15 protein-coding genes and 1 tRNA gene are annotated in these 14,303 nt (G+C 65.4%); 5 read left to right on the top strand and 11 right to left on the bottom strand.

Features of this window, described 5'->3' with window-relative positions; all coding sequences use genetic code 11:
* Positions 1-81: 81 nt before the first annotated feature.
* Both XH81_RS16900 and XH81_RS16905 read right to left on the bottom strand, forming a co-directional pair.
* A complete protein-coding gene (locus tag XH81_RS16900) occupies positions 82-1,788 on the bottom strand; it encodes an FAD-dependent oxidoreductase (protein WP_028140743.1) in 1,707 nt (568 codons plus the stop codon).
* Between the two features lie 25 nt (positions 1,789-1,813).
* Complete coding sequence (locus XH81_RS16905) at positions 1,814-2,002, bottom strand: hypothetical protein (protein ID WP_028140744.1); 189 nt, start codon at positions 2,000-2,002, stop codon at positions 1,814-1,816.
* Between the two features lie 316 nt (positions 2,003-2,318).
* Here XH81_RS16905 and XH81_RS16910 point away from each other — a divergent pair.
* Positions 2,319-2,393 (top strand) — tRNA-Thr (locus XH81_RS16910).
* 76 nt (positions 2,394-2,469) lie between these two features.
* Positions 2,470-2,820, top strand: coding sequence for a RidA family protein (locus XH81_RS16915; RefSeq protein ID WP_028140745.1), 351 nt, complete (start codon positions 2,470-2,472; stop codon positions 2,818-2,820).
* A gap of 954 nt (positions 2,821-3,774) precedes the next feature.
* Here the strand turns inward: XH81_RS16915 and XH81_RS16920 are convergent.
* The 3 genes from XH81_RS16920 to XH81_RS16930 all read right to left on the bottom strand — a co-directional run bounded on the left by XH81_RS16920 (position 3,775) and on the right by XH81_RS16930 (position 5,572).
* Positions 3,775-4,251, bottom strand: a complete 477-nt coding sequence (locus XH81_RS16920) for a cyclic nucleotide-binding domain-containing protein (protein ID WP_028140746.1) — start codon at positions 4,249-4,251, stop codon at positions 3,775-3,777.
* 181 nt (positions 4,252-4,432) lie between these two features.
* Positions 4,433-5,071 (bottom strand): ferric reductase-like transmembrane domain-containing protein, encoded by a 639-nt coding sequence (locus XH81_RS16925; RefSeq protein ID WP_028140747.1) that lies wholly within the window; start codon positions 5,069-5,071, stop codon positions 4,433-4,435.
* Positions 5,072-5,083: 12 nt separating this feature from the next.
* Positions 5,084-5,572, bottom strand: a complete 489-nt coding sequence (locus XH81_RS16930) for a twin-arginine translocation pathway signal (RefSeq protein WP_028140748.1) — start codon at positions 5,570-5,572, stop codon at positions 5,084-5,086.
* A 423-nt stretch (positions 5,573-5,995) separates the two neighbouring features.
* On the opposite strand from XH81_RS16930, the gene XH81_RS16935 reads away from it, so the two are divergent.
* On the top strand, positions 5,996-7,003 hold the full coding sequence (locus XH81_RS16935; RefSeq protein WP_028140749.1) for an LLM class flavin-dependent oxidoreductase: 1,008 nt from the start codon (positions 5,996-5,998) through the stop codon (positions 7,001-7,003).
* A 170-nt stretch (positions 7,004-7,173) separates the two neighbouring features.
* Here the strand turns inward: XH81_RS16935 and XH81_RS16940 are convergent, their stop codons facing one another.
* Genes XH81_RS16940 through XH81_RS16965 form a run of 6 tightly spaced genes read right to left on the bottom strand, consistent with a single transcriptional unit; the run spans position 7,174 to position 11,771 of the window.
* Positions 7,174-8,049 (bottom strand): amidohydrolase family protein, encoded by an 876-nt coding sequence (locus tag XH81_RS16940; RefSeq protein WP_028140750.1) that lies wholly within the window; start codon positions 8,047-8,049, stop codon positions 7,174-7,176.
* 11 nt (positions 8,050-8,060) lie between these two features.
* Positions 8,061-8,447 (bottom strand): RidA family protein, encoded by a 387-nt coding sequence (locus tag XH81_RS16945; RefSeq protein WP_028140751.1) that lies wholly within the window; start codon positions 8,445-8,447, stop codon positions 8,061-8,063.
* Between the two features lie 25 nt (positions 8,448-8,472).
* Positions 8,473-9,276 (bottom strand): 2-oxo-hept-4-ene-1,7-dioate hydratase, encoded by an 804-nt coding sequence (gene hpaH / locus XH81_RS16950; RefSeq protein ID WP_028140752.1) that lies wholly within the window; start codon positions 9,274-9,276, stop codon positions 8,473-8,475.
* A gap of 3 nt (positions 9,277-9,279) precedes the next feature.
* On the bottom strand, positions 9,280-10,140 hold the full coding sequence (locus tag XH81_RS16955) for a fumarylacetoacetate hydrolase family protein (protein ID WP_028140753.1): 861 nt from the start codon (positions 10,138-10,140) through the stop codon (positions 9,280-9,282).
* Positions 10,141-10,184: 44 nt separating this feature from the next.
* Positions 10,185-10,802 (bottom strand): flavin reductase family protein, encoded by a 618-nt coding sequence (locus XH81_RS16960; protein ID WP_028140754.1) that lies wholly within the window; start codon positions 10,800-10,802, stop codon positions 10,185-10,187.
* Between the two features lie 3 nt (positions 10,803-10,805).
* Positions 10,806-11,771, bottom strand: coding sequence for a Bug family tripartite tricarboxylate transporter substrate binding protein (locus tag XH81_RS16965; protein ID WP_097669115.1), 966 nt, complete (start codon positions 11,769-11,771; stop codon positions 10,806-10,808).
* A gap of 127 nt (positions 11,772-11,898) precedes the next feature.
* Between XH81_RS16965 and XH81_RS16970 the strand changes: the two genes are divergently transcribed.
* A complete protein-coding gene (locus XH81_RS16970; protein ID WP_028140756.1) occupies positions 11,899-12,690 on the top strand; it encodes an IclR family transcriptional regulator in 792 nt (263 codons plus the stop codon).
* Between the two features lie 315 nt (positions 12,691-13,005).
* Complete coding sequence (locus tag XH81_RS16975) at positions 13,006-14,301, top strand: O-acetylhomoserine aminocarboxypropyltransferase (protein WP_028140757.1); 1,296 nt, start codon at positions 13,006-13,008, stop codon at positions 14,299-14,301.
* The last annotated feature ends 2 nt before the right edge of the window (positions 14,302-14,303 follow it).

Consider the following 14,303-nt stretch of genomic DNA (forward strand, 5'->3'; position numbering starts at 1 on the left):
AGGATGAGGGAAGATAGTCACGCATGACGCGGCGCAATGGCAAGTCCCATTCGTCTTGCCATCTGCTTGTCTTCTGCTCGGCTAAAGCGCCGGTTTTGCGGCGTCGCCGAGATAGCCGTGCAGGGAGGCCACGACCTGGGCACCCTCGCCGATCGCGCCGCCGACGCGCTTGACCGAACCGGAGCGGACGTCGCCGACGGCATAGACGCCGGGCACGGAGGTCTCCAGCGGCGCCACCAGCCTGCCCTGGTTCTGCTCGGACTGCGCGCCCGTCACGACGAAGCCGCCGCGATCGAGCGTCACGCCGCAGCCGTCGAGCCAGGCGGTGGCGGGATCGGCGCCGACGAACAGAAAGAGATTGCGGATGTCGGCAGAATCCTCGTCGTCGGACAGCCGGCTCTTCCAGCGGATGCGCCGCAGCAGCGCGGCCTCGTCGCCCTCGAGCGCTGATATCTCGGTGTTGAACATCAATTCGATGTTCGGGGTCGCTTCGATGCGCTCGATGAGATAGCGCGACATGCTGGCCCCCAGGCCGCCGCCGCGGATGATCATCAGCACTTTCTTGGCGTGCCCCGACAGGAACACGGCCGCCTGACCTGCCGAATTGCCGGCACCGACGAGGGCCACCTCCTCGCCGGCGCAGAGCCGCGCCTCGACCGGCGAGGCCCAGTACCAGACGCCGCGTCCCTCGAACTTGTCGAGGTTCGCGATCTCCGGCCGGCGATAGCGCGCACCGCTCGCAACCACGACCGCGCGCGAGCGCAGGGGATCGCAGCCGTCGAGCGCCACCGCGAATGCGCCGTCCTTGCGCGTGCAGTCGAGCGACTTCACCGTCACCGGAATCATGATGTCGGCGCCGAACTTCTGCGCCTGGGTGAACGCGCGCGCGGTCAGGGCCTGGCCCGAGATACCGGTCGGAAAGCCCAGATAATTTTCGATGCGCGCGCTGGCGCCGGCCTGGCCGCCGAAGGCGCGGATGTCGAGCACCGCGACGGACAGCCCTTCGGACGCCGCATACACGGCGGTGGCGAGCCCGGCCGGTCCGCAGCCGACGACCGCAACGTCGTAGATGCGGCCGTCCTTGGCACCACCAATCATGCCGATGGCGCGAGCAAGCTCGGTCTCGCTGGGGTTGCGCAGCACCGCGCCGCTCGCGGCGACGACCAGCGGCCAGTCTTCGGGTTTCGGCGAATAACGCGCGATCAATTCGCCCGCGTCGGGATCACGATCGGGATCGAGCAGATGATGCGGCTGACCGTTGCGGGTGAGAAAACCCTGCAACCGCACCACGCCGGCGGAGTTCGACGGACCGATCAGCACCGGACCGCCGATGCCGCCCTGAATCAGATTGACCCGGCGCAGGATCAGCGCGCGCATGATGCGCTCGCCAAGCTCGGCCTCGGCGACCAGCAGCGCGCGCAGCCGCTCCGGCGGCAACAGCAGCGTCTCGACATCGCCCTCGGCGCGGCCGTCGACCAGCGCCGGCTGTCCGGAGAGCTGGCTGAGCTCGGCCAGAAATTGCCCCGGCCCCTGGTCGATCACAGGGGTGACGTGACCGAGGCCATCGCGCTGGGTGATGGCGACATGGCCCTTCAGCACCACGAACATGCCGGGCCCGGGCTTGCCGGTCTCGAACAGGAACTCGCCGTCCGCGTAGCTGCGGGCCTCGCCGAAATGCCTGACACGCTCGATCTCGGCCGGCGTCAGCGTCGGAAAGGTCTGCTCGGGGCGGGTGAAGCGCGACATCAGCGCCTCGTCACCGGTTGGTTGCTGTCCGTTCTGCCCCATCGTCATTCTCGCTCATTCCAAATTCTTAGGTGCCGGCTTTGCCGGCGGCCCCCTCATTTAGGGAACCATCGTCATTCTGCGAGGGGTCGGTGCTTGCGGCGCGTTCGCGCGCCTGCAGCTTCCGCCGCTTCAGGTTTTCGCGCAGCGCCGATTTCAAGCGGTCGTCGCGGGACGTCCTCGCCTGGTTCGCGCTCTTGTCGGTCTCGTCGGCCATCACGGATCCATCACATCGGTCGGCGGCAGGATGCCACCGAATGGCGACAGCTCAAGGGGCCGGCGCGATCCATTCGTGCGAAACGCGAAATGGATCGAATCCGAGGCCTGGGGCAACTGGCCAGTTGGCGGGGGATATCGGAGCCCGAATCGCCGGAAAGTCGGTCGTTTCGCGCAAAAACGAGCAGTTTGGCCCTGATATCGGCCCGATTTTCTCGTTTTGACGGGCCTAGCAAGCTTGCACAGGAGGGGGGCTTGTGGCAGATATCGGCCCGCTTGGTAGCGCCCCTCGGGCGCCCGATTCTTCACCAGCACATGCTGCCGTAGCTCAGTGGTAGAGCACTCCATTGGTAATGGAGAGGTCGACAGTTCAATCCTGTCTGGCAGCACCATTTTTCCCCATTGAAGCGAGCTCTCCACTTGGCAGCCCCATTTGGCAGCGAGCCCGCAACACCCACGGATGCGATCGTGATCACACGTTCCCTGCCCTATGAAGGACTGCTCCACGAAATCGTCGAGCATAATGGCGTGCTTTATCTCGGCGGCATCGTCCCTGAAAATGCGGGGCTCGATATGGCGGGCCAGGCCGACGATGTGCTGCGCCAGTTGAAGACTCTGCTCGATGGGGCCGGCTCCGATCTCTCCTGCGTTCTGCAGGTGACGATCTTTATGGCTGATCTCGCCGACAAGGCGGCGTTCAATCAGGTGTGGAAGCGCAATTTCACCGCGGACCACCTGCCGGCACGTGCGGCCGTTGGCGTTGCGGATCTCGGCCCGGGCGTCAAGCTGGAGCTGACGGCGATCGCCGCCCGCCGCTGACTGGAGCGACACGGGCGAGGCGAGAGCGCTCGGTCATTCCAGTGTTCGCACATCAAGCAACGTTCTCGCGGCGCGAAGCGTCCGAGTTTTGCTGTATTCCTTGACCCTCTTCCTTGAAGAGGGCGCAGGGAAGACCGGGTGCCGGCTGGCACCCATGACCCGCTGCGCGAAGAATTTGCACACGCAAATGCGCAGGCGGAAAACAGGTGGGCCGGAAAACACCCGGCCTTCCCTGCGCGATGGGTTGACGGCCTATGCCTGCTCTCCCCGGAGCCGAGTTCCCTCTGGCCTCCGTCACCTCGCGAAAACCGACGCACCGCGTCCGGTCGGCCGATGCATCTTCGCGAAAGCTTGGCTGTAGCAACGACAGCCAGGACCACATGGTTTAGCCGTACGCGACCGCATCGTTCGTCTGCACGGAGAAGGACCTCACGAGGTTCACCCGCCCTGGTCCCGCCTTCCTGTGCCCGACGCAGCCGCGTCCACCGCACCCCAGCCCACGTTCGTTGCGACGTACGATCGCCCCTCTCCTCGGGCCGGGATGGCGGGGAATATGCCGCAAATCCGAATTTCGGTAAAGTGGAATATTTTTGCGAGGAGGGGTTGACGGGGTCTGGGGTGTTTTGCCCGTCGGGTCGCGATTGGGCCGCGCAGGTAAGGTTAATCCTTCCTTTCGATTGTCGGTAAAGTTTTATCTATTATCGTCTTGCCGTGGATGATGAACCGGGGGCTCCGATAGTGTTTGCGTGTTGCCTGATCGTGACTGGGATTGCGTTGCTTCTCTCCGGCATCGTTGCCTTCGGCTTTCATAGAAACTCGCTGCACGCGATGGCGTTGCTGTAGCCGGCGCCGTGGCTCAATGAGCGAAGGCGGAAGCGAAACCCATCAAGTCCTTTCGGAGGCGGTGATGAAACATGACGGGTTTCGCAAGGGCTCTACCCACCCTACGCACGATCAATTGTCGTTACCCGCAGCACGCCTCGCAAACCGATCATCTGCCCGACGCAGCCGTCGACACAGTTCGCGGTTGATGTTCTGCAGCACGATCACATAGGCCTGGATGTCGGCCTTGTAGCAAGCGTAGAGATTTTGGGCGGTCAGTTCGTACAGCACCGTCGGTGCCTCCGCGACAACCGTTGCCGAGCGATTTTGCATTTCGATCAGCGTCATCTCGCCGAAGAAGTCGCCGCGCTCCAGCACGGAAATCGGGATGACGCTGCCTGCATTCGTCCGTTTGCTCACCGCGAGCCGGCCGGATTTGACGATGAACAGCGAGCGGCCCGGCTCGCCCTCCGCCACGACGGTTGCGCCCGCGTCGAAGCGGCGCTCGACCAGCATCGACATCAGCAGGTCGAGACCTGGCTCCGGAAGGCCGCCGAAGAACGGCGTCGCGAGCAGGAACGCTTCCAGATCGGGGGCCGTGACAACCATTGCGCTAAGATACGCCCCACCGCTATCTGCGGCAAGCAGAGCGGCGTGTTCCGTCATTGCGAGTCTAGCGAAGCAATCCAGAATCGGTCCGCAGCGACAGTCTGGATTGCTTGGTCGCATCGGCGCAAAATTGCTTCGCAATTTTATCGCGAGCTCCTCGCAATGCCTCGCAAATCGCCGCTCACTGCCGCGCAGCGCTCTCCCCGCGCAGTTCCCTTCGCTTTCGCCACACCTGCAGGTCGATCATGGCTTTGATCGTCGCCGCGAGGATGGCCGCGCACAGCACGGCCTTTGAGATCGTCTCCATCGTTCCCTCGATCAGGAGGCAGTGGACCACGCTGCCCGCGACGATGACGATCGCGAGGGGAATATGAATGATGCGCCAGGTGCGCGGTCGCAGCTCCAACCGCCGGCGCAGGGACGCCAGCAGCGCAACGATGAAGATGGCCCACATCGCGGTCACGCCGAAGGGCGAGAATGGCGTCGGCGATGAGAAGGTCAGCGCGTCGATCATGTCGGGCGGACTGGTGATCCAGAGGCCGGCGACGTGGATCAGCACCGCGAAGGCCAGTGCGCCGCCGATCCAGTGATGGGCACGCCGTCCGCGATAGGCCGACAGTGGAGGCAGATACCCGCCGATCAGCAGCGGCTGAACCAGCACGAGACCGAGCGCGATGATTCCGGCGAAGCCGGCGAGGATGTAGACCGGACCGCGCCATGCGAGCTGCTCGCTTGTCGCAGCGGCAGCGATCGGCACGCCGATGGCCAGGGCGAGGGCAACCCAGATCAGGATCGCCCGGGCCGATCTCCACCCCGTCATTCGCTGGCCCGATCAGGCCGGCTGCAGGACGAAGTGCGCCTCGAGGCTGGTTTCCTTGGCGCTGCGCATCACCGGCCGCAGAAAGACGGTTTTGAATTCGCCGCTGTCATAGGCGAGGTGACCATGCGGCTGGCCGAAGATCGGAATGATCTGCGGCATCTCGAGCCGGAACTTGCCGTCCTTGTCGGTGAGCGTGGCGCCGTGGCTCTGCGGCTCGTGCTCCTGGCCTTCGGTCGTGTGCGCCCAGATCTGGATACGCTGCCCCGCGAGCGGAGCGCCGTCGCCGGCGCGGCGCACGGTGCCGCTCATCCAGAAACCACCCTTGCCGATCCGATCCACGATCGCCGCACCCTTGCGGTAGTTGTTGGCGCCGCCCGACATCGTTTCGGTCGGCGCGAGGCCTGCCGCACGGGCCGGCAGCAGGAGGCCGGATGCGCCGGCCGCCAGAACGGAGCCACCGGCGACGAGGAGATTGCGGCGATTGAATACGACCGTGGTCATGTCAGTTCCTCCGGGCGGTCGGCGCGATCGCGCGCCGTGCGATGATTTCTCGTGCCCCGGACGCGGTGCAGCACGCAGTGATGAGCTGCAGAGCCGGGCCTAGCCAGATCGGTTCCGGCTCTGCGGAGCAGCGTTTCACGCTGCACCGCGTCCGGGACACGCGACTACCGGGCAATGGCTGCGCAAAACATACAACACCAGGCCTGAAACGCCCAGTTGCGGCGAAGGGCGCAACGGGTCGCAATAACAGTGTTGTGAACGAGCGCGCGGCCGCTCGAACAGCTTCGCAGAATGGGTCAAGCGGAGCGAAACCCATCTGGCTCGTTCGACGGCGAAGGATGATGGGTTTCGCAAGTGCTCTACCCTTCCTGCCCACGGACACTACATGTGGTGGCACAGCTTCTTCCCACCGGTACCCTCCCCATGATCCCCTTCTCCGTGCTCGACCTCGCGCCGATCTGCCAGGGCAGCGACGCCGCGCAGGCGTTCCGCAATTCGCTCGATCTCGCCCGGCATGCGGAGGGCTGGGGCTTCAAGCGGTTCTGGCTCGCCGAGCATCACAACATGACGGGCATCGCCAGCGCGGCGACGTCGGTGGTGATCGGGCATATCGCGGGCGGCACCAGGACGATCCGCGTCGGCTCCGGCGGGGTCATGCTGCCGAACCATTCGCCGCTGGTCATCGCCGAGCAGTTCGGCACGCTGGAATCGCTCTATCCCGGGCGGATCGATCTCGGGCTCGGGCGGGCGCCGGGCACCGACCAGTTCACCGCGCGGGCGATGCGGCGCGACCTTGCCGCCGCGTCCGAGAATTTTCCGCATGACGTGCTGGAATTGCAGGCGCTGCTTGGCGATGTGCAGCCGAACCAGGCGATCCGTGCCGTGCCCGGCATGGGGACCAAGGTGCCGCTGTGGATTTTGGGATCGAGCACCTTTGGCGCGCAGCTTGCCGCGATGCTCGGGCTGCCGTTCGCGTTCGCCTCGCATTTCGCGCCACAGATGATGATGCCGGCGCTGCGCGAATATCGCGCACGCTTCGAGCCATCGGCGCAGCTCGACAAGCCCTATGCGATGGTCGGCGTCAACGTGTTCGCCGCCGAGAGCGACGCGGAGGCGCAGCGGATGTTCTCCTCGCTGCAGCAGCAGTTCATCAATTTGCGCCGCGGCACGCCCGGCCCGCTGCCGCCGCCGGTGGACGACATGGACGCGCTGTGGTCGCCGGGGGAGAAGGCCATGGTCGGCCAGTCGCTGTCCTGCTCCGCGGTCGGCTCGCCTGATGTGGTGGAAGCAAAGCTGAAGGCGCTGCTCGCCGAGACCGGCGCGGACGAATTGATCACCACGGGGCAGATCTACGACCACGCCGCACGGCTGCGCTCATTCGAGATCGCGGCGCAGGTGCGGGATCGGCTGGCGAAGCAGCCGGCGGTGTGAGCGCGATCGAGCGCCGACGGAGGTGCACTCCCTCCCCCGCTTGCGGGGGAGGGCTGGGGAGAGGGTTGTATCCGCAAGGGGACAACCCCGAGAGGACAGAGCCCTCACCCCGACCCTCTCCCGCAAGCGGGAGAGGGAGCGCACTGCGTTCGCAGTGAGCCTCGAACCCTCTAGTCCGGAAAGCCGAACAGCTTTGCCGGATTGTGGACGAGAATCTTCTCCAGCTCCGCCTGGTCGGGCGCGTAGCGGTACATCAGCTCGAGCAGGTCGGCATCGTTCGGCGGCTGCTTCACCGAGACCGGGTGCGGCCAGTCGCTGGCCCAGACGCAGCGGTCGACGGCCGCCTCGATATAGGCGCGCGCGATCGGGATCACGTCGTCATAGGGCGCGCCGGCCTTCGAGGTCTTCTCGCCGAGCGACAGCATCACCCAGAAATTACCCCGCTTGAGCAGCTCGAGCATCTTGCGCAGATTCGGATCGTTCCTGCCGGCCTCCGGATCAGGGCGCGCCATGTGATCGATCAGCACGGGCACGTCGAGGTTCTCGTATTTGGCGACGCTCGACATGATGCCGTCCTTCTCCGGCTGGATCTTGACGTACCAGCCGAGCTCGCGGATGCGCGCAATCGCTCGGGCGAAATCGGCATCCGACAGCACCGCGCCGAGCTCCTGGCGGAAGCTGAAGCGCGCGCCGCGAACGCCGGCGTCATGCAGCCTGGCGAGATAGGCGTCGTTCGCCTCCGCGAACACCAGCGCGTTGGCGCAGCCGCGATAGTTCGGACCCATCGCTTTGAGCCCGTCGAGCACGACGGCGTGGTCGGCACCGTAGGTCGTGGTCTGCACGATGATGCCGCGCTCGATGCCGAGCGTCTTGTGCACGCGCAGCGCAGCCTCCCAGGTCGCAGTCGGCATCCGATAGGCCGCACCGGGGCGCTCCGGATATTTGTCGATGGGCCCCAGCACATGAAACTGGCTGTCGACGGTCTTTGGCGGCGGGGCCTTGACCGGGCGGCGCGGATTGGGATCGAACGGCAAATAGGTCGGCATGCGATGCTCCTTCAGTCGATCACGGCGGTGAAGTCGCACTGCACCAGCGCGCCGCCGTCCATATTGTCCATCGGCAGCGCGTGACGTGCCGGGCGGGAATGCTCGTCCGGAAACATCTTGAGCCATTCGACATTGATGGGCCCGCGGTTGCCGCGGTCCTTCAGCCACACCGTCATCTTGATGATGTCGTCGGTGCTGCCGCCGGCGGCTTCCACGATCGCCTTCATATGCGCGAACATGTTGGCGCATTGGGCATCCAGGCTCTCGGGCATCGCGTTGGTCGCGGGATCGCGGCCGAGGATGACACCGGACATCACGAGATTGCCGATGCGGCAGGCGTTCGGAATCGGATTGACGTGCTTGAAGCCGCCGATGTGGATGCTCTTGCGCCGTGTCATGGTGCGCTTCCTTTTGCTTACTGCTTCAGACGAACTGGCACGACACCGAGCCGAACGGACCGTAATCGGCATGGAAGGTGTCGCCGCGGCGGATGTCGACAGGGCGCGTGAACGAGCCCGCCAGCACGACTTCGCCGGCCTTGAGATGCTCGTCATGCGGCGCGAGGCGGTTGGCGAGCCAGGCGATGCCGTTGGCGGGGTGATTGAGCACGCCGGCAGCAAGCCCGGTTTCCTCGACCTCGCCGTTGCGGAACAAGAGCGCGCCGATCCAGCGCAGATCCGCATCGATCGGGCGGAACGGCCGGCCGCCGAGCACCAGCGCCGCATTCGCCGCGTTGTCCGAGATCGTGTCCATGACCTTTCGCGTCTTGCCGGTCTCGGGATCGACGCGGTGCATGCGCGTTTCAAGAATCTCCAGCGCCGGCGTCACGTAGTCGGTGGCGTTGAGCACGTCGAAGATGGTGCAGTCGGGCCCGCGCAGCGGCGCCTTCAGCACGAAGGCGAGCTCGACCTCGATCCGCGGCGCGTGGAAGCGATCGAACGGAATCGGCGTGGCGTCGGCATAGAACATGTCGGCGAACAGCACGCCGTAATCCGGCTCGCTGATGCCGACCGCATTCTGCATCGCCTTCGAGGTCAGGCCGATCTTGTGGCCCTTGATGATGCGGCCGCGGCCGAGCTGCAGCTTGGTCCAGGCGCGCTGGACGGCGTAGGCATCCTCGATGGCGAAATCGGGATAGTCCTTCGTGAACATCGGGATCAGCGTCTTGGTGCGCTCGGCTTCATCCAGGCGCGCGGCGAGCCGTTCGATCGTGGCGGCATCGAGCATGGTCTACTGCTCCGCCGCGACGGTGTTGCGCAGCATGCCGATGCGGCTGGACTCGACCTCGACGACGTCGCCAACCTTCAGCCAGCGCGGCGGATCGAAGCGAACACCCGCCCCCGTCGGCGTGCCGGTCACGATCATGTCGCCGGGCTTCAGCGTCGCGAAGGTCGAGAGATAGGAGATCAGATAATCGAACGGGAACATCAGCCGCTCGGTGGTGTCCTGCTGCCGCACCTCGCCATTGACGCGCGTGGTGATGTCATGCGGGCCGCGCGGGTCGAGTTCGTCCGACGTGACGATCCACGGGCCGATGCTGCCGGAGCGGTCGAAATTCTTGCCTTGCGTGACGTTGAACTTGCCGTGCCGCAGCCAGTCGCGAATCGTGCCCTCGTTGCACAGCGTCATGCCGAAGATGTGCCCCCACGCCTTCTCGCGCGGGATATGACGACCGCCCTGCCCGATCACGATGACGAGCTCGCCTTCATAGTCGAGCTGATCCGAAACCTTGGGCTTCTCGAGCGGCTGGCCGGAGCCTGATATCGACGACATGCTGCGCACGAACAGGCTCGGATATTTGGGCAGGTCCGAATTGTCTTTATATTCCGCATTGCGCTCGGCGTAGTTGACGCCGATGCACCAGAGCTTTTCCGGCGCCAGCACCGGCGGCAGCAAGACGAGATCGTCGAGCGCATAGTCCGGCGTCGCGCCCGCGATCGCTTCCTGCGCATCGGACAGCGCGTTGGCCGCGATCAGCGCCTTCACGTCGGAGAAGTCGCGGCCGATCCGCCTGGTCAGATCGATCACGCCGTCAGCGACGGCCGCGCCGTAGCGCGGCTCTCCGTCCACGAGATAGCTCAGGAGTCGCATGGTCGTTCTCCAATTTGTGTCGGGCAGCGCGGCTGGCGGCGCGCTCAGTCTTTCGATTTGGGCGTCTGGAAGACGGTGTTCAGCGTCACGATCTCGCCGAGGCGGGCGTAACGGGGACCGCCGATGCGCGCGATCGGGTCGAGCGCCTTGGTCTCGACCTTGCCGTCGTTCACGAGGCCGTCGCGCAAATGGAACATCACGACCTCACCGACGATCAGCCGGCTCTTGGCCTCGCCGAACTCGAGACACTGCCGGAAGCGGCACTCCATCGCCGCCGGCGCGGCGGCAAGCCGCGGCACCTTGATGCGCTCGCTCGGAATCGTCTCCAGGCCGAGATGCTCGACCTCACTGATTTCAGGCGGATGCTCGACCGATGAGTCGTGCACCGCCGACATCAGCGGCGTATCGGCGATGTGGATGACGTATTCCTCGGTATCGAGGATGTTGTGCGCGGTGTCCTTGTAGTCGGCACCCTTGCGGCCGACGCTGATGGCGAGCATCGGCGGCTTCTGCGAGACGAAGGTGAAGGCGCTGAACGGCGCGAGGTTGAGCACGCCCGTGGCTGACAGACTGGTCACCCAGGCGATCGGACGCGGCACCACGATGCCGGTCATCAGGCGGTAGATGCGCTCGGCGCCGAGCTCGGTGGGATCGATCCGCATCGATCAATCCGCCCTGATGTTGGCCTTGCGCACCACCGGAATCCACTTGGCGTCCTCGCGCTCTAGGTAGGCCTTGAACTCGTCCGGCGTCATCGGCGTGGCTTCGCCGCCGAGCTTTTCGAATTTGTCGACCACGGCAGGATCCTTCAGGATCGCGACCAGCGTCTCGTGCAGCTTGTCGATGACGGGCGCCGGCGTGCCCGCGGGCGCGAACAGGCCGGTGAAGGTCTGGCCGTCAAAGTCCTTGTAGCCGAGCTCGGCGAAGGTCGGCACGTCGGGCAGCGATTTCAGCCGGTGCGGGCTGGTGACGGCGAGCGCGCGGAACAGGCCGGCCTTGATGTGCTGGAGGCTGACCGTCAGCTGGTCGAACGCGAACTGCACCTGACCGCCGAGCAGATCGTTGATCGCCGGCGCATTGCCGCGATAATGCGCGGTGACCCATTGCAGCTCGAGGTTCGACTGCATCAGCTCGCTGAGCAGATGGTTGGTGGTGCCGGGGCCGGGCGAGGCCATGGTCAACTTGCCGGGCTCGCGTTTGGCGAGATCGAGGAATTCCTTCAGCGTCGTCGCCTGCACCGACGGATGCACCTCGAGCACCAGCGGGGTCATCGAGATGGTCGAGATCGGCATGAAGTCCTTTTTCCAATTATAGGCTTCGCGCTTGTTGATCTCGGTTGCGAACAGCACCGGGCCGTTGGCGCCGACGAACAGCGTGTAGCCGTCGGGCGCGGATTTCGCGAACGCCTCGCCCGCGATCATGCCGCCGGCGCCGGCCTTGTTATCGATGATGAAGGGCTGGCCGAGCTTTTCCTGAAGCTTGTCGGCGACGATGCGCGCGGCGCTGTCGACATTGCCGCCGGCCGGATAAGGCACGATCAGCTTGACGCTGCGGGCCGGCCATTGCTGGCCCGACGCGGGCCCTGCCAGCATCGCGGTGGCGGCAGCTATGGCAATCCAGATTAATCTCATGTTAACCTCCCGGCAGCGCTTCCAATTCCATGTCGCGTGCGGCGATGCGCGCGGCAGCTCGATCGGGGCGCAATCTCCAGATGCGCGCTTGTCCTGTCGAGTGAATTGTGGCGTTCTTGTCCATATTATGGACAAGACGCGAATCGCCCGCAACGCGATATCACCGCGGCAGGGCGCGCAGGCGATCCGGCGCGCCCTCGCCGTGCTACGCATTCTTGCCGCGGGTCGCGAGGACGGTGTGCCATTGGCCGAGGTGATCCGGGCGACCGGTCTCACCCGTCCGACCGTGCATCGCATCATCCATGTGCTGATCGAGGAAGGCATCGTCGAGCGACACGAGCGGACCGGCCGCTACGCGATCGGCAACCAGGTGCCGGAGCTGGCGCTGGCACGGCCGCGGCCGTCGCGGCTGCTGATCGCCGCCAATCCATCGCTGCAACGTGCTTCCACCGAAATCGGCGACACGATGTTCCTGACGGTGCGCACCGGCAACGACACGCTGTGCGTCGATCGCAGGATCGGAATCTATCCGATCCAGGTGCTGTCGATCGAGGTCGGCGCGCGCCGGCCGCTCGGCGTCTCCAGTGCCGGCGTCGCCATCCTCGCCGCGATGCCGGCGCCGGAGGCGCGAAAGATCGTCGCAGCGAACGAGAAGCGGTTCGAGGCTTACAAGACCGATGTGGCGACGGTCCTCGGCGAGGTCACCGCCGCGCGACGGCTCGGATACGGCCTGAGGGAAATCGGCCTCGTGCAGGGCACGAAATCGATCTCGACCTGGATCAAGACCCCGGATGGGCGACCGGCCGCCGCCATCACCGTTTCCGCCGTTCGAACGAGGCTCGGCCCCCGCCGCGAGCAGGAGGTCGCGGAGATCTTGTTACGGGAGGCGCGGAGTATCGAGCAGGCGATCGGTGGGTAATCACAACCAGCGCTCAGGCGGTGGTCCTTCGCCTCTCCCCGCTTGCGGGGAGAGGCCGGAATTCGAGCGAAGCTTGAATTCCGGGTGAGGGGGAGTCTCCGCGAATCCGATTGCCACCGAGATCGCGGATGGAGCCCCTCACCCCAACCCTCTCCCCGTAAGAACGGGGCGAGGGAGCGCACCGGCGATGCGGACAGAGCTCGCCTCAATCATGTCACCGCTGCGCGTCATCACACGGCGCTGTCAATGGGCTGACTTCGCGCGCATTTTTATGGCACAACGCCCCCTCCGCCGACCGACCAACGAGGCCCCCGCATGCCCGCGCCAAAACCGCCTGCCTTCGAGACCCTGAGCCTGCATGCGGGCCAGCATCCGGATCCCGTGACCGGAGCCCGCGCGGTCCCGATCTACCAGACCACGTCCTACGTGTTCCAGGATTCCGACCACGCCGCCGCACTGTTCAATCTGGAGCGTGCCGGCCACATCTATACGCGCATCTCCAATCCGACCACGGGCGTGCTGGAGGAGCGGCTGGCGGCGCTGGAGGGCGGCGTCGGCGCGATCTGCACTGCGAGCGGCATGGCCGCGCTGCATCTGGCGATCGCGACGCTGCTGAGCGCCGGCGATCACATCGTGGCGTCGAGCTCGCTCTATGGCGGCACCATCAACCTGCTGGCACACACGCTGCCGCGCTTCGGCATCACCACCACTTTCGTGAAACCGCGCGATCTCGATGCGTTCCGCGCGGCGATCAGGCCCAACACCAAGCTCGTGATCGGCGAGACCATCGGCAATCCCGGGCTGGAAGTGCTCGACCTTCCCAAGGTCGCTCAGATCGCCCATGACGCAAAAATTCCGCTGCTGATCGACAACACCTTTGCCACGCCCTATCTCAGCCGGCCCATCGAGCTCGGGGCCGACATCGTCATGCATTCGGCGACCAAATGGATCGGCGGCCACGGCATCGCGATCGGCGGCGCCATCGTCGACGGCGGCCGCTTCGACTGGCGCGCATCGGGCAAGTTCGGCGTGCTGACCGAGCCCTATGGCGGCTATCACGGCATCGTCTTCGACGAGCAGTTCGGCACCGCCGCCTTCATCATGCGTGCGCGCACCGAAGGCTTGCGCGATTTCGGAGCCTGCCTGTCGCCGACCAACGCGTTCCAGCTTCTGCAGGGCGTCGAGACGCTGGGCGTGCGCATGGACCGTCACATGCAGAACACGCACCTCGTGCTGGAGGCCCTGAAGTCCAACAAGGCCGTCGACTGGGTGCTGCATCCCTCGCTGGAGACGCACACGGACTATCAGCTAGCCAAGCAACTGCTGCCGCGCGGTGCCGGCTCGATCATCTCCTTCGGCATCAAGGGCGGGCGGCCCGCCGGGCGCAAGTTCATCGAAAGCCTGCGCATGATCAGCCATCTCGCCAATGTCGGCGACGCCAAGACGCTGGTGATCCACCCAGCCTCGACCACCCATCAGCAGATGGATGCCGAGCAACTCAAGGCCGCTGGTATCGGCGAGGAACTGGTGCGGCTCTCGGTCGGCATCGAGACCGCCGGCGACATCATCGACGATCTCGCGCAGGCGCTGCGCATCTCGCAGAAGGTCTGACA

Origin of the sequence: Bradyrhizobium sp. CCBAU 25360 (assembly GCF_028128695.1) — a bacterium.
GTDB classification, from domain to species: domain Bacteria; phylum Pseudomonadota; class Alphaproteobacteria; order Rhizobiales; family Xanthobacteraceae; genus Bradyrhizobium; species Bradyrhizobium ottawaense.